Annotated in this window: 15 protein-coding genes and 1 pseudogene; 7 read left to right on the top strand and 9 right to left on the bottom strand. The window is 64.3% G+C overall.

The genetic code is table 11. From position 1 onward, the window contains the following. Positions 1 to 88: 88 nt before the first annotated feature. Complete coding sequence (locus tag J2D73_RS07635) at positions 89 to 670, top strand: hypothetical protein (RefSeq protein WP_207881012.1); 582 nt, start codon at positions 89 to 91, stop codon at positions 668 to 670. A gap of 233 nt (positions 671 to 903) precedes the next feature. Here J2D73_RS07635 and J2D73_RS07630 read toward each other — a convergent pair whose 3' ends face one another. From J2D73_RS07630 to epmA, 4 genes are all read right to left on the bottom strand, one after another. Beyond that, entirely contained in the window at positions 904 to 2,262 is a 1,359-nt protein-coding gene (locus J2D73_RS07630) for an 8-oxoguanine deaminase (protein WP_207881011.1), read from the bottom strand. Positions 2,263 to 2,336: 74 nt separating this feature from the next. Continuing rightward, positions 2,337 to 3,086, bottom strand: coding sequence for a fasciclin domain-containing protein (locus J2D73_RS07625; RefSeq protein ID WP_207881010.1), 750 nt, complete (start codon positions 3,084 to 3,086; stop codon positions 2,337 to 2,339). A gap of 122 nt (positions 3,087 to 3,208) precedes the next feature. Continuing rightward, positions 3,209 to 3,646, bottom strand: a complete 438-nt coding sequence (locus J2D73_RS07620; RefSeq protein WP_207881009.1) for a hypothetical protein — start codon at positions 3,644 to 3,646, stop codon at positions 3,209 to 3,211. Between the two features lie 118 nt (positions 3,647 to 3,764). Then, complete coding sequence (gene epmA / locus J2D73_RS07615; RefSeq protein WP_207881134.1) at positions 3,765 to 4,802, bottom strand: EF-P lysine aminoacylase EpmA; 1,038 nt, start codon at positions 4,800 to 4,802, stop codon at positions 3,765 to 3,767. 280 nt (positions 4,803 to 5,082) lie between these two features. On the opposite strand from epmA, the gene J2D73_RS07610 reads away from it, so the two are divergent. From J2D73_RS07610 to J2D73_RS07600, 3 genes are all read left to right on the top strand, one after another. Further along, complete coding sequence (locus J2D73_RS07610; protein WP_207881008.1) at positions 5,083 to 6,180, top strand: lysine-2,3-aminomutase-like protein; 1,098 nt, start codon at positions 5,083 to 5,085, stop codon at positions 6,178 to 6,180. Between the two features lie 233 nt (positions 6,181 to 6,413). Then, a complete protein-coding gene (locus J2D73_RS07605; protein WP_207881007.1) occupies positions 6,414 to 6,677 on the top strand; it encodes a glycosyltransferase family 2 protein in 264 nt (87 codons plus the stop codon). A gap of 249 nt (positions 6,678 to 6,926) precedes the next feature. Beyond that, complete coding sequence (locus J2D73_RS07600; protein WP_207881006.1) at positions 6,927 to 7,928, top strand: hypothetical protein; 1,002 nt, start codon at positions 6,927 to 6,929, stop codon at positions 7,926 to 7,928. 243 nt (positions 7,929 to 8,171) lie between these two features. On the opposite strand, the gene J2D73_RS07595 is transcribed toward J2D73_RS07600, so the two are convergent. Further along, a complete protein-coding gene (locus tag J2D73_RS07595) occupies positions 8,172 to 8,552 on the bottom strand; it encodes a hypothetical protein (RefSeq protein WP_207881005.1) in 381 nt (126 codons plus the stop codon). 215 nt (positions 8,553 to 8,767) lie between these two features. Here J2D73_RS07595 and J2D73_RS07590 point away from each other — a divergent pair, with 215 nt between their 5' ends. The 3 genes from J2D73_RS07590 to J2D73_RS07580 all read left to right on the top strand — a co-directional run bounded on the left by J2D73_RS07590 (position 8,768) and on the right by J2D73_RS07580 (position 14,932). Continuing rightward, the gene (locus J2D73_RS07590) at positions 8,768 to 9,412 is read left to right on the top strand and encodes a thioredoxin domain-containing protein (RefSeq protein ID WP_207881004.1); all 645 of its coding nucleotides are present in this window, start codon (positions 8,768 to 8,770) and stop codon (positions 9,410 to 9,412) included. A gap of 95 nt (positions 9,413 to 9,507) precedes the next feature. Beyond that, positions 9,508 to 14,058 (top strand): AAA family ATPase, encoded by a 4,551-nt coding sequence (locus J2D73_RS07585; RefSeq protein ID WP_207881003.1) that lies wholly within the window; start codon positions 9,508 to 9,510, stop codon positions 14,056 to 14,058. Next, entirely contained in the window at positions 14,051 to 14,932 is an 882-nt protein-coding gene (locus J2D73_RS07580; RefSeq protein ID WP_207881002.1) for a PI-PLC domain-containing protein, read from the top strand. The genes J2D73_RS07585 and J2D73_RS07580 overlap by 8 nt, the downstream gene beginning before the upstream one ends. A gap of 46 nt (positions 14,933 to 14,978) precedes the next feature. On the opposite strand, the pseudogene J2D73_RS07575 reads toward J2D73_RS07580, so the two are convergent. The 4 genes and pseudogenes from J2D73_RS07575 to J2D73_RS07560 form a co-directional block, all read right to left on the bottom strand. Further along, positions 14,979 to 15,403 (bottom strand): annotated as a pseudogene (locus J2D73_RS07575) (DUF1348 family protein). 48 nt (positions 15,404 to 15,451) lie between these two features. Beyond that, positions 15,452 to 16,609, bottom strand: coding sequence for a glycerate kinase (locus J2D73_RS07570; RefSeq protein WP_207881001.1), 1,158 nt, complete (start codon positions 16,607 to 16,609; stop codon positions 15,452 to 15,454). Further along, complete coding sequence (locus J2D73_RS07565; protein ID WP_207881000.1) at positions 16,606 to 18,015, bottom strand: MFS transporter; 1,410 nt, start codon at positions 18,013 to 18,015, stop codon at positions 16,606 to 16,608. Before J2D73_RS07565 ends, J2D73_RS07570 begins: the two co-directional genes overlap by 4 nt. Positions 18,016 to 18,330: 315 nt before the next feature. After that, entirely contained in the window at positions 18,331 to 19,848 is a 1,518-nt protein-coding gene (locus J2D73_RS07560) for an acetyl-CoA hydrolase/transferase family protein (RefSeq protein WP_207880999.1), read from the bottom strand. Between the last annotated feature and the right edge of the window lie 368 nt (positions 19,849 to 20,216).

Here is a 20,216-nt window from a genome sequence, read left to right as displayed (position 1 = left end):
CTGACATTTTCGAAACAGAATCTGCCTCAATGACCACTGAAACAAGAGATTTAATCTGCTCTGAAACCTAAATAGTAAGTCTGGACTTATGAATTTAGAGAACAATGATGAACTCGAAAAATTTAAGAGTTATATGCTTGAAAGATTTTTAGAACTAGAAAGAGACAGTCGTGGTACCGTCTGGGATTTTGTGGGGCTGTCGGTATCCTTGGACTATCTTGCCTCCCTAACCAAGATTCAAGTCACAGATCAAAAAACAGGAAAATTAAAATACCAATCAGGGAATGAATATTTCACGTCTTTCATCAATCAGTTTTTTCCGAAAGCATATTCCCAATTCACCTATAGAAGTGGCTCCAATGACTTGCCGGAGCAGATGTATCGCACTCTCAGATGTGGTTTGGCACATGCCTTCAGCTTGTATGGCGAGCCCAGTGGGCGGGGTCGGACTGGATCAATTATGATCGGGCATGGGGTGGGTAACCTAATCCCCGCTCAAAAGGCCCCGCCTCGTGATGATACTGTAATCCTGAATTTTATTCCCTTTATTAATGACGTGCGGACGGCGCTTAACAACCTCATAGAGGTCGCCCGCTCTGATTCACAATTAAAGGAGCGCCTGTTAGAACGTATTCGAGCGCAACCCCCGCTCCAACTAATCCTCGAATAGTACCGCTGTTTAGCCGTGTGTAGAGATGAAAACTTTCTGGAGATCAGTTAAGTGTCAGTCTGACGACTTTCTCTCTTCATTACCGATGACCGGACCGTCCGCTTACCCCGAAGCAGTCAAAATGACGGCCTCAGTTTCCCGGCTATGAGAAAGACCCGACCGACACAACATCTATCAAAACAGAAAAGTCTTTTTGTTTCTTTCTCTTAAGAAAAAGAAGGCAACCCTGCGACTCACCCATTAAGCAGATCCCGAGCAAGCCGGTTATGGTCCGCCACCAACCCACGCTCATCCGCGACCAGTAAAACCCCGCCACGCACCAGCACCTGACCGTTCACCATCGTCAGCGCCGCACGCACCGGCGAGCAGAACAGCAACGCCGCGAGCGGATCGCACTGCGCCCCCGCGTGCTCGATCCCCGAGATATCGAACGCCGCGAGGTCCGCCGCCATACCGGGCTCAATCGTCCCGACGTCATCGCGGCCAAGCACCCGAGCCCCTCCCCGCGTCGCGATCTCCAGCACCTCGCGCGCACCCAGCAACGGCCCGTTCGTCTGATCCAGCACGCGGCCCAGCAGCATCGCCTGTCGCGCCTCGCCCAGCATGTGGCCGCCGTCGTTCGACGCCGAACCGTCAACGCCTAGCGCCACCGGCACTCCCGCCGCGCGCATCCTGCGCACCGGCGCAATGCCCGAGCCCAGACGCATGTTCGAGCAGGGGCAATGCGCGACGCCTGTTCGCGTCGCCGCAAACCTCGAAATGCCGTCCTGATCGAGTTTCACGCAATGCGCGTGCCACACGCCCTCGCCAAGCCAGCCGAGATCTTCCGCGTAACGGGCAGGCGTCTTTCCGAATTTCTCCAGGCTGTAGGAGACGTCGCTATCGTTCTCGGCGAGATGCGTGTGCAGGGTCGTGCCTGTGGCGCGGGCGAGCAACGCCGCGTCGCGCATCAGCCCCTCACTGACCGAAAACGGCGAACACGGCGCGACGACAACCCGTCGCATCGAGAAGCGCGAGGCGTCATGCCACCGCTCGATCACGCGTTGCGTATCGGCCAGAATCGAACGCTCGTTCTCGACCAGCGCGTCCGGCGGCAGGCCCCCGTCGCTTTCGCCAACGCTCATGGAGCCGCGCGCGGCGTGGAAGCGCATGCCCATCTCCTCGGCTGCCTCGATCTGGTCGTCCAAGCAAGCGCCATTGGGAAACAGATAGAGATGATCGCTGCTGGTCGTGCAGCCCGACAGCAGAAGTTCCGCCATTGCTGTGCGTGTAGAGGCCCGGATCATCTCCGGCGTCAGACGCGCCCAGATCGGATACAGCGCACGCAGCCAGCCGAACAGCGACACGTCCTGCGCCTCCGGCACGGCGCGGGTCAGAGTCTGGTACATGTGGTGGTGGGTGTTGATCAGGCCGGGCAGCAGCACGTGCCCGGCGAGATCGATGCGCTCCGACGCCTCGGGCTCCGGGTCCGTGGCGGCTCCCACTGCCGTAATCTGATTGTCCGTGACCAGAACCCAGCCGCCGGGCAACTCCCGGCGCTGGCCGTCCATGGTCGCCACATAGGCGTTAGAAAGCAGGACGGTTTTCGTCACGACGGGGCCTCCGCAGGCTGCTTGCTTTTTCTACCGGAACGCAGGCCCGCGTCGCTCGAGACGAAAAGGCTGTTTCAGCGCCGTCCTGCCGGAGCCGATGCGGGCGTGCTGTGCACCGCGGGCGGCGGCAGAAGCGACTGCACGAAATACAGCGTCCCGTTCGACTGCGGCGCGCCTGTGACCCACAGCCGCGTCACGACGCCCGCTCCGTTGGACAGCACGATCTGACCGCTCGACGCCTCGACCGTAGCAACGATGGAGGCGCCGCCAATGGTCGGCAGCGCAAACGCACCGTTCGGCGAATGCGCGATCTCCTGTGCGATCTTCACCGCGGGCCAATTCCCCTCGACGATCGTGTAGGACAGAAGCGCCTTCAGGGCCGGAGCGTTCGCCGGAGCCAGAATTCCGCCCGGGAACTGTGTGGAATAATGTTCCAGTGGGCTGTTCGGGATGGCGAACACCGTGAATGGCCCATTGCGCTGCAGGAGCCTGAACAGATCCGCGTCCTGCAGGGCCTTGCGATAATCAGCCAGTTCGATGGCGGCCATCAGCGATTCGGAGATCGGACGGTCGCAGTAGATCGGCGTTTCAGGGTCCGGATACGCGATCGCGCTGTCTGGCGCGGCGCCTTTGGGGGCGTAGGTTCTGGCGCCGGACACCGTGGGGGCCATGAAGGAGCAGGTGCCGGTGGGCTTCGTATAAGGGTCCTGCCTCGCGGAACTTTCGCATCCTCCAAGTGACAGAGCCGTTCCGAGGACGAGCCCCGCCACGCCGAACCGTCCAGCCAGACCTGGCAGCATCCCGTTCCTCACGTTTTCAATCATTGATATTCAACCGCATCACAACCGACACGGCTCACGCCGAGTGTATTCGCGCCCGGTTTCGAAGACGTAAAGCCGTCTCCGGAGCGAAAGTCGCACATGGCGTCCAGTTTCAAACCGCAGACCTAGCAACCATCGCCGCGCATCGTCCAACCGGACACTACGCCGTTGGCGAGTTCAAAAGTCGTCTGGCAGGAGCTGTTGTAGTAGCTGGGCGGCATTCCGCCGCCGCCGCCCCAACCGCCGCCCCAGCCATTACCCCAGCCGCCCATGCCGCCGCCCCAGCCCCAGCCGCCGCCGCCCCAACCGGGGCTACCGCCCCAGCCCCAGCCCCAGGCGCTGCCGGTTCCTGGCGAGTAACTGGTCTGGTTGTCGATGTAGGCGAGGAAGGTGTGGCCAGATGCCTGGAAGGTTCGCGTCGGTACGCCATAGGCGCGGATCACGTCGACCTCGGTCTTGCCGATCAGCGTATTGAGCTGGGCGCGCTGTTCGGCGCTCGGGCCGGATGAACAGGCTGTGAGGACGGCCGCCGCCGCCACTGCGCAGAGACGCTTGGATTTCATCAGCTCGCCCCTCACTGGTTGTCTATGCTCAACGCCGGCGCGCCCGTCCGGCGGAGCCGCGCCGGTAGCGGCTCTGAATTTCCTAACGACTGGCGCGCGCCTAAGTTACGCGAAATCCCTAAAGCCACAAGATATCAGCAAGTCGTGGCGCTCCGGTCGCGAGCATAACCAGCCGGTCGAAGCCGAGCGCGATGCCGGAGGTCGGCGGCATATCTGGCAGCGCGTCGAGAAGGGCTTCGTCGAGCGGCCAGTCCGGGCGTGATGGATAAAGCGACCTGCGACGCCCTCGGTCGATACCGAAGCGACGTCTCTGCTCTGTCGCATCAGTCAGCTCTTCAAAGGCGTTCGCAAGCTCGACCCCGCCTATATAAAGCTCGAAGCGCAGGGCCGCGCGCGGATCGTCAGGACAGACACGCGCCAGCGCCGCCTGACTTACCGGCCAGTGGGTCAGAAAGGTCGGACGGTCACGCCCGATGACAGGCTCCACACGTTCGAGAAGCAGACGGAAAAACAGATCCTCCCACGTCTCCCTGTCCCGCAGGACGCAACCGGCCTGCGCCGCAAGCCCCGCCGCATCCTCGGCCGTTTCGAGCACGTCGGCGCCGACATACTGATGAAACGCCTCCGCGACCGTCAGCCTCTCGAATGGCAAGTCGATGGGAATGTCCCGACCGCCCCGATGGATCGTCAGCGGCAGAGCGAGGCGCGTCAGCGCCTCCGTCTCATCCATTAGCGAAGCGAGAGAGGCCCCCGGCCGATACCATTCCAGCATGGTGAACTCGGCCGCGTGCAGATCGCTTCCTTCGCCATTCCGCCATACGCGAGCGAGCTGAAAGACCGGCAGCCCTGTCGCCGCGACGATGCGTTTCATCGCAAATTCGGGGCTGGTGTGGAGGAACAGATCCTCCACGCCGCCGTCCGGAAACTCACGCCGCGTAGCGAACGGGTATAGATGCGTCTCCTCGCCCGGCGCCGGAACGGCATAGGGCGTCTCGACCTCCAGATATCCGCGCCCATCGAAGAACGCCCGGACCGCGCGCACCAGCAGGGCGCGCCTGCGGAGCAGAGGAAGGCGCTCGGCGATCCTGTCCGGGGCTGTTCGCGCTCCGACCGCGGCTGGAGACCGTCCCTTCTGGCCTGCGCCGCCGCTTTCCATGACTAGCCCCCCTGCTCTCCGGCGCTCGCAATAATTACGCGACGCCACCGATCCCACTCAGGTTTTCCTTGCGCCAGATGCCCCCGGCCCACGTCGACCCACGGCCGCACGCCTCGTATCTCCTTACGCCAGAACGACCGAAAGCAGACTAGTGAAAGACGCCTGCTGCGCAGGCGCAGGTCTCGAAACCGCCCCTTATCGCCGCAGCCTCAAGCGACCGCAACGCCGCCTTTCGTCCGCGCGGTTGCGCGCGCGGGGCCGGGAACGGTAAAGACCGCTCATGCCCGAGGCCTCCATATCTCCCGACGCCCGTCACGAGGCGCCGACGCAGTCGCACGCCCGCAACGCCGCCCGCGCGCAACGGACGTTGCGCACACCGGGGGACCTGCTCGAATCGGGGCTGATCGACCGCGACGCCCTCGCGGACGTAACCCGAGTGTCCCAACGCTACGCCACCGCCATTCCGGACACCTTTCGCGCCCTGATCGAGCGTCCGGACGATCCGATCGGCCTGCAGGTCATACCGCACGCCGACGAACTGATTCTGTCTCCCGACGAGGACGCCGATCCTATCGCCGACGACGCGCTGTCGCCTGTGCCGGGCATCGTGCGACGTTACGCCGACCGAGCGTTGCTCAAGCCGCTTCTGGTGTGTCCGCTTTACTGCCGGTTCTGCTTCCGCCGGGAACATGTCGGCCCGGATGGCGGCCTGCTCGGCGACGAAGATCTGGATCGCGCTCTTGGCTGGCTGTCCGATCACGCCGAAATCCGCGAAGTGATTCTGACCGGCGGCGATCCGCTGATGCTGTCTCCACGGCGCCTCTCGACCATCATGGCGCGACTGAACGCAATTCCGCACATCACCACCATACGCATTCACAGCCGCGTTCCCCTCGCCGCGCCCGAACGGATCAACGGCGAGTTGCTTGACGCGCTGGAGACCGACCGCGCGCTTTGGCTGGCGCTGCACGCCAATCACGCCCGCGAATTCACGCAGGCTGGCGACGTCGCCATACGCACGATCATCCGCCGAGGCGTTCCCGTGCTCGGTCAGTCCGTGTTGCTGCGCGGAGTCAACGACAGCAGCATGGCGTTGGAAGGCCTGTTCCGAGCCATGGTCGAGCGGCGCGTCAAGCCTTACTACCTCCACCAGCTGGACCGGGCGCCCGGCACCGCGCGGTTTCATGTGCCCATCGAGGAAGGACGTGCGTTGCTCGCATCGCTGCGTGGTCGCGTGACGGGTCTCGCATGGCCCACTTACGTCCTCGATATCCCGGGCGGCCATGGCAAGGCGCCGCTCGGGCCGGATTATGTCGACCTCGAATCCGGCGTGATCGTCGATCCGTCCGGGCAGACTCACGCTCTGGGAGCGGCGTGAGAGGGATCTGGCGACCTGCATGTGTAAGCGCCCTGCGGCCAATAGCGCTCATGCTTGACTGAAACCCGGAGTAGATTGAAAATCGATACTCATATTCTATAAACATCCATAAATATAAATTTTTATACAAATATTATTAATGATACAATTCCGTTTCCCCCTTCCCAATGTTCAATAATGTGCCCAAGAGCAGTCCCTGCCCTCTTTGACGCTTTATCTCTCCAGGATTTTAAATGACGAAAGTCGCTGCCGTCCTTTTCGTAAAAAACGAAGTGGAGGACATCGTCTGGTGGCTCGCATGGCACTTCGCCATCGGTTTCGATACCGTATTCGTCTACGACGACGACTCAACCGACGGAACACGTGAACTCGTGCAAGCGGCGGCGTGGTCGGTGGACGTCCGCTGCCGCAAAGCCCTTCCGGCGCTGCGCTTCAATCAACGCCAGAATTTGACGTATATGGCCGCACTGGAAGAGGTGCGCGCCGAATTCGACTGAGTCGCCTTCCTCGACGCCGACGAATATCTCGACATCAAATCAGGCGAGAACGTTCACGATTTCCTCGCCCGTTATCCGGACGTTGACGGAATCGCCATCAACTGGACCTGCTTCGGCAGCGGCGGCCACGTCCTCAAACCGTCAACGCCGAACGTATTTGAAAGCTACCTGAGTCATTCGACCGAGGATCTGGAAGAGAACAGTATCGTCAAATCCTTCATTCGCCCGAAAGCCACGGCGACCGAATACATGAACCCCCATCGCTTTCATGTGCGCGGTCGTTACGTGCTTCCTTCCGGCGAAGACGTGGAGTGGTCGGGCGAATATCCCGAACGCATTGCCGGACGCCCGGACTGGAGCGTCGCAACGGTCCGCCATTACATCGTCCGCAGTGCTGAGCACTACGTAAGGAAGGTGGCGCGACGCAGCGATCTGCGAGAAGCTCGGGTCAATATCGGACTCTTCGTCTATCACGACACAAACAACGTGTTCTCCCCGGGCCTCGACGCACGACACTGGCGAATGTTCCAGATCGTCCACAGCGTGCAGAACTCTCTCGCACGACGCGCCCTCGCCCTCGTCTTCCCGCACCGCATGACGGATCAGGCAGTCGTCGCGACCTCGTCTCTCTCGCCCGCCTTCCGTCAATTGGAGTTGCATACCGGCGAGGGAATGCAACTGTGCTACGACGCCCGCACCGGAAGCATCGTCCAGACGCGATCCCCCAAAGCGGAAACAGGTCTGGTCACACTCTCCGCCCTCATCGTCGAAGCGCAGCCAGACGTTGTCTATCTGGTCGCAACGGAGCCTGTCGTCTCCCTGCACCTTACCCGCGATTGCCGCGTTTCTTCGGTTCTGTCATTCAGGCTTTCGCATGGTGAACAAGGCGATATCGGATTGCGCAGCCCGCATTCCGGCAAGGCTGTCTGCTGCCTGCCGCCAAAGCCCGGCCAATCCATATCGTCACATGTGGAGCTTGATCGCGAAGCCATTTTGGGGTGGGAGGGCTTCAGGTTCATCAAGCGCGCAACGCCGCCCACAGTGCTTGCACTCATCGTGGCGGACATTGCCCAGAGACAGGCGCGGGGCGAAGATATTCCGCACTATGCGGACGCTGGCGAGAAGTTCGTCGCCGACGCCTATGTCGCGACGATTTCAGCCTTGGACAGAACAGCCATAGACGCATGGCGCGCGGCCCACGGCGTCCCGGATGTTCCCTGGCTGGACAACGCACAACCCCATACACTGTAATCGCCAAAGAGTGGCATTTAAGGGGCCATGCCGTCTGCGGCGCGACGCCCTGGGCGACGCAGATTCGATCACCGTACGCGGAGACCGGCGATTACGGAAAAAGGTCGGAGGCTGCGTCAGAGCAAGCCTCCTTGATGGGACCCCGTAAGCAACCCTCTCCACCGTCTCCGGATCTTTGAGACCCAGCCACGATGGAGCAGCTACGCGGGAAAAAGATCCACCCGCGTCTCGACGCTTACAATTTTACATATGTGTCGACGTCGTATCCGCCCCTGGCCCGGGCGACGACTGGACGCCCGGTTGAGCCGCCGAGCCCATGTTTCCAGGCTGCGCCGAGTGCTCGACGTCGTAGGCGGTCGCCTTCTGAGCGTACGACCCTTTCACGCCCGGATGCTCCTGATCGTACAGAGCGGCCTTCGCCTTCGCTTCCTTGCGGTATTTGTGACGGACATACATGCCGGTCACGCAGCCGCCGACGGCCCCGAGCACGCCGTGATTAGCCAGATGACCGCCAACAGCGCCCGCCGCGCCATATTTGATGCAGCCGCCGGGTTCGGCGTTGGCGACGGAAAGTGAACCCGCCATCATGGTTACGGCGAGAGTCGCCGTCAGAACTTTACGCATCGATATAATCCTAAACTGCCAGGACGCCGTGACCCGGCGCATGCGCATCATGCCGCCGAATTGTGGCGACAGCCAGTACAGCGGGAAGCGAGCCATCGTCGCGCAGTCTTGACGCTCCCCTCCCGGTGCGGCCATGAGCTAAGCCAGTTTCGCCAGCCCCCCCGAACGGACGCGACCGCCGCGCCCGAGAACCGTCTACGCCGGAGCCTGAATCCATGCAGCTTTCCCGCCGCGTCCTTCTCGCCGCCAGTCTGTCCGCGCCCGCAGCTACGCTTGCGCCACGATTCGCACTGGCCGACGCCGTCGATCCGCGCATGGCCCAACGCTCGTTCGGCTCCGCGAACGCCAAGGTCGTGGTGGAGGAATGGTTCTCCCTGACCTGTACTCACTGCGCGCGCTTCGCGATGGACGTGTTCCCCGACATCCGTAAGAAGCTGATCGACGCGGGCCGCATCCGCTATGTCTTCTGCGATTTCCCGCTCGATCGCGTGGCGTTGATGGCTGCGCAGGTCGCGCGGGCGCTGCCGCCGGAGCGTTACGAAGCGTTCGTTCTCTCTCTCTTGTCCAACCAGGATCGCTGGGCGTTCGTTCAGGATGGCAACCCCGAGGACCAGCTTCGCAAGATGTCGGCGCTCGCCGGGATGTCGGCCGATAATTTCGACCGCGTCGTCAACGACGTCACCCTGCAAAACGCCATCCTCGCCGAGCAGAACCGGGCCGAAGCCGCGTACAAGATCGACAGCACGCCGACCTTCCGCTTCAACGACGACGTGTACCGTCAGGGCGAGCTGACCTATGACGCGTTCGCCCAGAAAGTCGCCGACGCCGAAAAGGCCGTCGGCGTCCACGCGGCGCAGTAAGGCTCGCGCGCCCCTTGAACGCTCCCCGCACGTCGCGCTCGCCCGCCCTGCGCACCGCCGCATTCCAGCTTTGTGGCGGACGGTGATTTCCATCCATGAGCGCGCGTTTCGTCCAGCTCCGCATTGCGGGATTCAAGAGTTTCGCTGAACCGATCAGCGTCGATATCCTTCCCGGCCTGACCGGGATCGTCGGCCCGAACGGGTGCGGCAAATCAAACGTCGTGGAAGCCCTGCGCTGGGCGATGGGCGAAACCTCCGCCCGCTCCCTGCGCGGCGGAGAAATGGACGACCTGATCTTCGCAGGCACCGCCAATCGCCCGGCCCGCAATCTGGCCGAAGTCACGCTGACGCTCGAAAACGCCAAGGGACTTGGCCCCGGAGCGTTCGCTGACGTGGACGACCTGCAGGTCACCCGCCGCGCCGAACGCGGCTCAGGCAGCGATTATCGCCTGAACGGCAAAACCATCCGTGGCCGGGACGTACAGACGCTTTTCGCGGACCTCGCCTCCGGCGCACGATCGTCGGCTATGGTCAGTCAGGGCCGCGTCGCCATGCTGGTCGGCGCGCGCCCGGAAGAACGCCGCACTATCCTCGAAGAAGCGGCGGGCATCACCGGCCTGCACGCCCGCCGCCATGAAGCCGAACTGAAGCTGCGCGCGACCGAGACGAATCTCACCCGTGCAGAGGATCTCCGAACCCAGCTTGAATCCCGCCTCGAAGGGTTGACCGGACAGTCGGAGCAAGCAGCCCGTTATCGGGATATTTCGGCGTCGCTGCGCGAATCAGAAACCTCGTTGCTCGCCCTGCTCCATGCCCGCGCGCGCCAACAGGTGGAGCGCGCCATCGAAGCGACGGCCGCAGCCCGCAAGGGGCTGATCGCCGCCGAGGAAGCCGCCGAAACCTCCGTCATCGGCGACTTCGAAGCAGGAAAAGCCCTCCCCGCCCTGCGCGAAGCCGCCGACGCCGCGCGAACCGCGCTGGAGCGCCGCCGCGTCGCCGCCGAAGGCGTCGCCCGGGAAGAGGAACGCGCCGCTGAAACCGCTCGCGCCGCCGCCGAAAGACTGAAGCAGAGCCAGGCTGACCATGACGCCGCGCTGGCCCGCCACAACGACGCGCAAGAAACACTGCAGCGCCTGACCGCCGAGATCGCTGACACCGAAGCAGCCACCGCGGCTCTGCCAGAAAAGCAGGCAGACGCCGATCGAGCGACGGCGACCATGCAGACGGCGATCGCCGAAGCGTTGGACACACTTGAGCGCGCTACAGGAGAGGCTTCCGCCGCACGCGCCAGACTGGATCAGGCGCAGGCCGGGCTGCAGGTCGCCACCGTGCGCCATAACCGCCTTGTCGAGACTCGCGCGACTTTGGATAGCGATTACGAAAGTCTCAAAGCCGACCTGCCCGATGCGGGAAGTCTGACGGCGCAGGAAGAGGCTATCGCTGCGGCCATCGCCACGCTCGCCGCCCAACGCGGGGCGCTCGAAGAAGCAACCCAACGTCGCAGTGACGCGCAACTTGCACTGTCCATCGCCCGCAACGCGGCGGAAACCGCCCGCGCCCGACATGCGGAACGCAGGACTGCGCGCGACAGCGCCGCCGCGCGGTTGAAGACCCTGCAACAGGATCGGGATACGCTGGCGCGCCGCAAGGCGGAAACCGAAGCCGGATTGGTCCCGGAAGAGGCCCGCGCCGCGTTTGCCACAGCACTCGCCGAAGCGGAATCGCAACGCGCCGCCGCCGGAGCTGCGCTGGAGGCCGCCGAGGTTGAGCGCGCAGCCGCGGGCGCGGCGCTGGTCGAGGCGCGCGCTCGCGCACAGGAAGACAACACGATTCGCGCGGCGGCTGCGGACGCTCTGCGCGCCGCCGAAGCTGCGCTGCGACGAGCTGAGCAGGAGGCGGCGACCCTGTCGCGCGACTTGCAGGTCGCCATCCGCGACGAGGTTCCCGACGATGTCCTCTCCACAGCCCAGACGGCGCGTGCAGCGGAAGAGCAGCGCCTGAGCGAGATCGAGCAGACGCTGGAGGCCGCCGATCGCGCCCAGAGCGAAGCGACGACGACTGCCCGAGAGCACGACGCCGCTCTTGGCGCGCTGAAGGCTGAACAGACCCGTGTCCGTGCACAGGCCGAAGGTCTTGCCGAAGCGCTGAAGGGCGGAGAAGAACAGGACGCGGGTGGTGCGCCAGTCTCCGACCTGCTGACTGTCCCGGACGGGCTGGAAGCTGCGCTGGCGGCTGCACTCGCGGAAGGGCTCGACGCCCCGGAGGCGCTGGCCTCTCCGAACGCCCCACGCAACTGGCGCGACCTGCCGCCGCTTGCGGCTCCCCCGCCCCTTCCTCCCGAGGCCACGCCGCTCGCTGCGCTTGTCACGGCGCCGGACGTGCTGACGCGCGCCCTGTCGTTGGCGGGCCTGGTCGAAGACGCCGACGCTGAACGCCTCGCTTCAGGCCTCGCGGCAGGCCAGTGCCTGGTCACGCGCGCCGGAGCGTTGTGGAGATGGGACGGGCTGCATATGCGGGCGGGCCTGCCCAGCGCGGCCGCACTACGCCTCGCCCAGCGCCGCGTCTTGCGGGAAGCCGAGCAGCGGCTTCAGGATCTCGCCGCGTCATTGCCGGAGGCCGAACGCCTGGCCGCTGACGCCGTCCGCACGGCGCAAGACGCGTCCGACGCGGTCAAAGCCGCTCGCGCCACGCGCGCAGCCGTCGAGGCTGCGCTGGGCAAGGCCCGCTCACAGGAGGCCGACGTCGCCCGACGTCATGGCGCAGCGAAGGCGCGGCTTGACGCCGTGCGCCCACAGCATGAGCGCGCGACGCAGGCTCAGGAAGCGGCGAGACAGACGCTCGCCGAGGCGCAGCAAACTCAGGGCGCTCTGCCTGATCCGGCTGCGCTGCGTGCCGCACATGACGGCGCGCGCGAGCGCGACCAGCGCGCCGCGCAGGCCGAAACCGCACGCAGAACGGAGCGACAGCGTGCGGAGCAGGCGCTCGACGCGGCCCGCAAACGCGCACAGGAAACAGAGGCGCGGCACGGTTCGGCTGAAGCGCGCCTCGCCACCATTCTCCCGGAACTGGCTCGACTGAGCGATGAAGTCGCCACCGCCGAGGCAGCCATCGCCGCGGCGGAGAGTGCGCTTGGCGAAGCCGCTGACCCGCAGGCTGCGGCGACCGCGCTTCAGGCCGCCGAGGCCGAGACGCGTGCAGCCGACGTGGCGCTTACGGAAGCCCGCGCCGCCGCAGAAACTGCTGAAGCCTCCGGCGAAGCAGCGCGCGCGACCCACCGCGCGACGCAGGAGCTCTCCCTCGAACTCGGTGCAAGAATTTCCGCGCTCGAGCCTCGCCGCGCGGCGATGGAGCAGGAACTGCTCGAAGCGCGCGAGGCGCTTGAGGCCGCCCGCCGCGACGTCGCCACATCTGAAGCCTCGGCAGTCGATCCGGCGAACGTCGAAACTCTGCGCGAGCGGGTGACGGCCCTTCGCGCCGAAGAGCAGGCGGCGCGGGAGCTACGCGCGACACTCTTGGCGGAAGCAGGTTCGCTCGCCACGCGCGTGACCGCCCTCAAGGCGTCAATCTCTGAATGGACCGCGCGCGAAGCCTCAACCCGCACGGCCCTGAACGACGTCGAGGCGCGCGTGCAGGCGGCGTCCGGTGAGCACGCGACGGTCTCTGCCCTGCCCGCCGAAGCTCAACGTCTGCGTGAGAGCAGCGCTTCGGCGCTGGCGGAAGCCGAAGCTGTTTTTCTGGCGGCGGATTCCGCACGCGACGCCGCCGAAACCCGCATTCGCAACGCACAGGACGAGCGCCGTCGCGCCGAAGCCGCGCTGGCTGCGGCGCGCGAGGACGTGCTGCGCAGCGAAGGCAAGAGCGAACAGGCCCGAGCCATTCTCGACCAGCTGCTGGCCGAAACCCCTGAACCGCCGCTCGCCCCGGTCAGCGATCTGACCGAGTCCGCCGAAACCAGCCTTCGCCGCAAGATCGCACGCCTGACGCGTGAGCGGGAGGACATGGGGCCGGTCAACCTGCGCGCCGATATTGAAGCGCAAGAAGCCCAGACCCATATCGACACTATCCAGCGCGAACATGGTGAGCTGGAAACCGCCATCGCCCGCCTTCGCGGTTCGATCGGCGCGTTGAACAAGGAAGGCCGGGAGCGGCTGATGGCCGTATTCACGCAAGTCGACCAGCATTTCCAGTCGCTGTTCTCGCGGATGTTCGGCGGCGGGCGTGCGCATCTTGGCCTTGTGGGCAGCGACGACCCGCTTCAGGCCGGGCTTGAAATCTACGCACAGCCGCCCGGGAAGAAACTCGCCACCCTGTCGCTGTTGTCGGGCGGCGAGCAGGCGCTGACAGCTTTATCATTGATTTTTGCTGTATTCAGGTGCAATCCAGCGCCGATATGCGTGCTCGACGAGGTTGACGCGCCTCTCGACGACGCCAATGTTGGTCGTTTCTGCGCCCTGTTGGGCGACATGGCCAGTGAAGCCGGAACGCGTTTTCTTGTTGTGACACATCATCAACTCACCATGGCCCATATGGACCGTCTGTTCGGAGTAACGATGCAGGAGCGCGGCGTAAGCCGTGTGCTCTCGGTCGATCTTGAACGCGCGTCCGCCATGGCTGGAAGCCAAACACGGGAAGAGGCCCATGCCTGATCCTGACGTCCTCACACTCGACGTCGCTCCTTCGCGCTCTGTCTGCGACTGCAAGAACAGCGGCGTGGCGCGCCCGGTGGTCATGCGCCGTTGCATGCGCAAGGCCGCTATCGCGATGTGCGCCCTTGGCGTCGCCGGCGGTCTGCTCGTCTGGCGGGAATCCCGCGCTGACGCCATTCTGTCGCGCATCCATCACGGCATGCTCGTCTGCGCGAGTGGCGACGCCGCCACGGCCACGCTGGTTGGGCCGCTTACTTCGGGCGGCGCCATGTCGGCGATTCTCCCCGGCGCGGTCGCCAATGCGGCCATCCCCACGGATCTGCTGACCGGGCGCCAGTATGCGCCCGCGATGGTCAGGCTGGACGTTTTCGAATCGACCGCCGGACTGTTGACCGTCGGCGGCGGGACGCAATCGCTCTCCAGCGCGCTTTCCGCGTCCCGCAAGGGACGCAAACTGGTTATGCTCTCCCTGCATGGCGCGACCCCGAAGCATGTGGCGCAGGCCATTCGGGCCGCGGATATGCGTCATCACGTCATTCTCGCCGCGACCAACGACGCTGAAGCGCGCACCGCCATGGCCGCCGACGGCGGCATGATGATCGCTCTTCCCGTGCGCTCGGCGCGCGAGGAACAGCACGCCCGACGCCTTGTGGGCTCGCATCGGTTCGCCGCTTATCTGCCCGCCTCCGCGACGCCGGAGCTGTTCGCCCTGGCCCATCACGACGCCGAAGCGGTTATTGCCGACGGCCCGACGACGCCTGACGATCCGGCGAAATTGCAGGCGCTGCTCGACGAGCCTGTAGATATCATCGTGACAGACCAGCCTGTGCGCTTCGCCGAAACGATGACCGGCGAAGACGCAGCCAGGCAGTAAAGCCGGGCTCCAATAAACTGACGAAGACAAAAGGCCGCGCCAGCTTTCAAACGCATCGTCGCGTCGGTTGTGTTCCCTGGAGAGCCAGTTGGCTTTGCGACGGACGATCGTCAGGGCGAACGTCCTGCGGCCGGTGATACAGCTGCTCCGTTTCAGTGACCGGCACGTCGTTGACCAATGCAGTCCACAACGCCATCAGCCCGGCGTCGTCGAACTGCCAGTTCTCATTACCGTGGGACCAGAACCATTGCCCGCTGTCGTCTCGCCACTTTAGGCGAAGCGGCGCCCTTCGTGCGTCCAGACTTCCTTGATGAGGCGGCACCCCATCTCCCGCGCCCATTTGCCTGCAAGGAATCCTACGATCTGCTCGCGTGCGACAATGGACTCGGCAGGGTTCCGCCCAATGCTGTCCTCGGTGTAGGCGAGCGACACCTTGTGCGGATTCCGGCTAATCCGCGCATCCTCAGCCATACGGGCTTTAAGCGCAACCGCTTCTGCCGTGAACGGCGGTACGGGCGGTCAAGCCACTGCCTTATCGCCAAACCCGCGTCCCAGCTTGATCGCCATGGCGACGTTGCGCACTGTCCGGCGCAAGCTAGAGCGAGCTTCCGCCAGAGCGTCGCCAAGCGATCCGGGCCTTTGCATCGTCGAGAAAACGGCGTCGATGCCCGCCGCGTAGACGTCGTCGACGCCCGCGCCGAGAGACCCGGCTATTGCGATCACCGGTTTGCCGGCCTGCTGAGCCACCCGCGCAACGCCAGCGGGCGTCTTGCCACGCACCGTCTGGCCGTCGATCCGTCCCTCGCCGGTAATGACCAGATCCACGTCCGCGACGATCTCCGCGACGCCGAGCGCCTCCATCACGATTTCGACGCCGGGGCGCATGCGCGCGTCAAGAAAAGCCAGCGCCGCAGCGCCCATGCCACCCGCCGCGCCCGCGCCGGGAACGGACGCCACATCGCGCCCCAGATCGGCTGCGATACGCACGGCGTAATGGCTCAGCGCCGCATCCAGAACGCCTACCATTGCCGGAGTCGCGCCCTTCTGCGGTCCGAAGATCGCCGATGCGCCATGCTCGCCAGTCAGGGGATTGTCTACGTCGCACGCCACATCGACGCGCGTCTCCGCCAGACGCGGATCCAGCTCATCGAGACTTATCCGCGCAAGCCGCGCAAGCGCCGCGCCGCCCGCTTCAACCTCACGCCCCGAATCGTCAAGGAGCGACGCTCCCAGCGCCTGCGCGAAGCCGGCTCCGCCGTCATTCGTGGCGCTGCCGCCAAGGCCAAGGATGATATGCCGACACCCGGCGTCGAGCGCCGCGCGAAACAGTTCGCCCACGCCGCGCGTCGTCGCTCGGAGTGGATCGCGGCGTTCCGACGGCAGCAGTTCAAGTCCTGCAGCCGCAGCCATCTCGATGATGGCCGTCCGGCCGTCGCCCGTGACGCCGAAGAACCCCTCTACAGGATCGCCCAGCGGACCCGTAACGCATGTCCGCACAATGCGTCCGCCGGTCGCAGCGACCAGCGCCGCAACAGTCCCTTCACCGCCGTCAGCCGCAGGCGACTTCACGCAGACGACGTCAGGCCAGACGAGACGGAACCCCGCCTCGATCTCATCGGCCACCTCCAACGCGGAGAGACTCTCCTTGAAGGAATCGCAGATGATCGCAATCTTCATCTCGTTTCGTTCCCTGCTTTACGTCCAACGAAAATCGCGCACGCCGCACGGCCAGTTCGGCCAGCCACCGGGCTGCGAAGGACGATGGCGACGCCAGCAACCATCAGCGCAGCCAGAACCACCAACGCGTCGCCCGGTCCGCCCGTAACGTGGCTGATCCATCCGACCAGATAGGGGCTGACGAACCCGGCGACCTGCCCCATCGAGTTGATCAGCGCGAGCCCCGCCGCCGCAGCCTCCGCGCCGAGAAACGAGGACGCAAGCGGCCAGAACATCGCAAGCCCGGTCAACGCGCCCGAGGCGCCCAGCGACATCCCGAGCAAAGCAACGAAACGGATCGTCGGGTCCTGCGCATGGGCGCCTCCGGTCCATGCCGCTGTCAAAAGTCCCGCAGCCGCCAGCAACATCGGCCCGGCGAGGTGCCACCGCCGCTCCTGCGTGCGATCCGCAGAGCGCCCGACGAGAAGCATTACCGCTGCGGCCACGGCGTAGGGGGCGGCGCTCAGCCAGCCGACCAGTTGCAGATCCTCACCGAAGCTCGCCCGCACAAGCGACGGCAGCCAGAAATTGATCGCGTAAACCCCGCCCTGCACGCAGAAATAGACCAGCCCCATCGCCCATATCCAGGGGCTGCGTAAGACGTCGCCAAAATTCGCTGCGCGCTGAGCGGGCGCCTGTGCGGCGGCATCGGCTGATAATCGCCCTTCCAGCGCTGCGCGGTCCATTGATGACAGCCATCGCGCGCGCTTCGCGTCATCGCTCAGGATGAAGGCCACACCGACGCCCAGCGCCACCGTCGGCGCGCCCTGCAGCAGAAAGAGCCACTGCCACGCCTGCAAGCCGCCTACACCGCCCGGCGCTCCGGCGGCCCCGCCCCCGAACGAGGCCATGATCCACCCGGAAAGCGGACCGCCCACGACGCCAGACAGCGGAATCGCCGCCATGAACAGCGCCATCACGCGTCCCCGGCGATCAGTCGGGAACCATCGCGTCAGGTAGAGCACCAGACCGGGGAAAAACCCGGCCTCCGCCGCGCCGGTCAGGAAGCGGAGGACGTAAAAGGCGGTCGCGCTGTGAACAAACGCCAGACTGGCGGACAACGCTCCCCAGACGACCATGATGATAGACAGCCAGCGCCGGGCGCCGAATTTTTGCAATGCGATGTTCGCCGGAACGCCGCAACAGACATATCCGATGAAGAAGATGCCTGCCGCCAGCCCGAACTGCTCGTCATTCAGGCCGAGAGCGTCGAGCATCTGCAGCTTGGCGAAGCCGACATTCACACGGTCGAGGTAATTGAACAGGTAACAGACGAAAATATAGGGAACGATGCGAAGGGTGACGCGGCGATACAATGCCTCGGCGTTGTCGCCAAAGCCCGTCGCCCGGTCTGCGCCGGTGGTCATGGTCGCTTTTCCAGCTCTTTGTTCTTGAGGCGCGAAGCACGCCTTGGGGTACGAAGGCCACGCCCGAAATGGTGTGGCGAAGCTGCACGTTAGGACCAAAAACCCCCGTCCGGCCAGTCACCTCGACTGACTGAGGCTAAACCGACTTTGGCGCGGCCCAGACCGATCAAGGCGATCCTCATGGGCGGCCGGCGGGCAAATCGGCGACGAGCGAACAGAATAGACGGAACGCAAGCTGGCCAACGCTCCGATGGGTAAGCAAGCGACTGACTTAGCGGGCTGGGCTGGCGTTACCCGCCAGCCCAAACAGCTTTTTCAGGACGGCATCATTGTGCCGGTTTCGACGAAGCGCTGGTGCCAGGACAGGGCTTCGTTCAGAAGATGCGGCGTGTGCTTGCCGTAGGAGTCCTTCTTCGAACGCTCGAAGTAGTCACGCAGGGCAGGTTTGTAATCCGGGTGCGCGCAGTTCTCGATCACCGCTTCCGCACGCTGGACCGGGCCGAGACCGCGCATATCCGCGAGCCCCTGCTCCGTCACGATGATCTGACTGTCTTGCATGATGTGATCGACATGGGCTGCGAACGGCACGATCGCGGAAATCTTGCCTTCCTTCGCCGTCGACGTGGACAGGAAGATGGACAGGAAGGAGTTACGCGCGAAATCGCCCGAACCGCCGATGCCGTTCATCATCCGCGTGCCCATGACGCGCGTGGAGTTCACGTTGCCGTAGATGTCGGCCTCGATCATGCCGTTCATCGCGATACAGGCCAGACGGCGAATGACTTCGGCGTTGTTGCTCACGTCCTGCTGGCGAAGGATGATCTTCGTGCGGAAGAAGTCGATGCGATCGTTGATCTCGTTAACCGCGTCGGGGCTCAGCGAGAAGGACGTCGCGGACGCGATCTTCATCTTTCCGCTGTCGAGCATCTTCAGCATGCCGTCCTGAATGACTTCTGAATAGCCCATCAGGTTCTCGAACGGACCATCGTTCAGGCCTTCCAGCACCGCGTTCGCGACGTTGCCGACGCCTGACTGAAGCGGCAGCAGCGACGGAGGCAGACGGCCTTTCTTCACTTCATGCTTGAGGAACTCGAGCAGGTGACCGGCGATCGCCTTCGCATTGTCGTCCGGCGCAGCGAACGGCGCGTTCCGGTCCGGGTCATTGGTGCGAATGATGGCCGCGATCTTTTCCGGATCGACCTTCAGCGCACCTTCGCCGATGCGCTGGTCTGCAGTCGTGATCGGAATGATGTCACGCGGCGGCGGCGCGCTGACATTGCCGCGCCAGATGTCGTGCATGCCTTCCAGGCCAGCAGGCTGCCACTCGTTGACCTCGATGATCACTTTCTTGGCGAGGTCGAGGAAGGTCTGCGAATTACCGACCGACGAGCTCGGTACGATGCCGCCGTCTTCCGTGATCGCCGTCGCCTCGACGATGGCGAAATCAAACTCGCCGTAATTGCCCTGAATCGAGCGTGGCGCGACCTGACCCAGATGGGTGTCGAAATACTCGGTCTCGCCCGAGTTGATGTTGTTGCGCATCGCGGCGTCGGTGTTGAACGGCGAACGGAACGAAACGCCGTGCACCTTGGCAAGCGCGCCGTCCATCTGCGGGCCTGTGGAGGCTCCCGTCACCAGACGCACCTTGAACTCTTCGCCCTTCTCGTGCGCTGCGGCGATACGTTCGGCCAGAGCGCCCGGCACGGCTTTCGGATATCCTGCGCCGGTAAAGCCGCTGGTTCCCAGCGTAGCGCCATTGCCAATCAGTTCGGCTGCGGCTGCGGCAGGTTTTTCTTTGGCGCGCAGCGCCTGGCTGCGGATGCGATCAGTCATGAAAGGCGGTCCCGTCCCACATCGTTTGTCCAGCCGCCGGCGCGCACGCTCGACAAGCTTGCGAAGTCACCAGCCGGGACACTCTGCCGAGCCCCGCCAATGCCCCTGTCACCTGCCGACGCGCGCATTCCGCTACGACCGTCGAGCTAACACTTAGTCGCAATTCGGCTCAGTATGCGCGTCACATGGTTGTGCGCACTCTGACGGGAGCGTGAGCTTCCACAGATCGCTACGCATTCCCTCGGGCGGTTAGCTGGCGACGCAATCAATTTTTGAGCGCCTCGCCATCTTCCGTCGAGGCATATCGAGCCCAATTTAAAAGGATGTCGGGGCGGAAGCATGCTGTCTGTCCGCCGCAGCCGGATAAA

This window comes from Acetobacter sacchari (assembly GCF_017377715.1).
GTDB classification, from domain to species: Bacteria; Pseudomonadota; Alphaproteobacteria; order Acetobacterales; family Acetobacteraceae; genus Acetobacter; species Acetobacter sacchari.
Note: the sequence above shows the minus strand (reverse complement) of the source record. Positions and strands in the feature narration are given on the sequence as shown.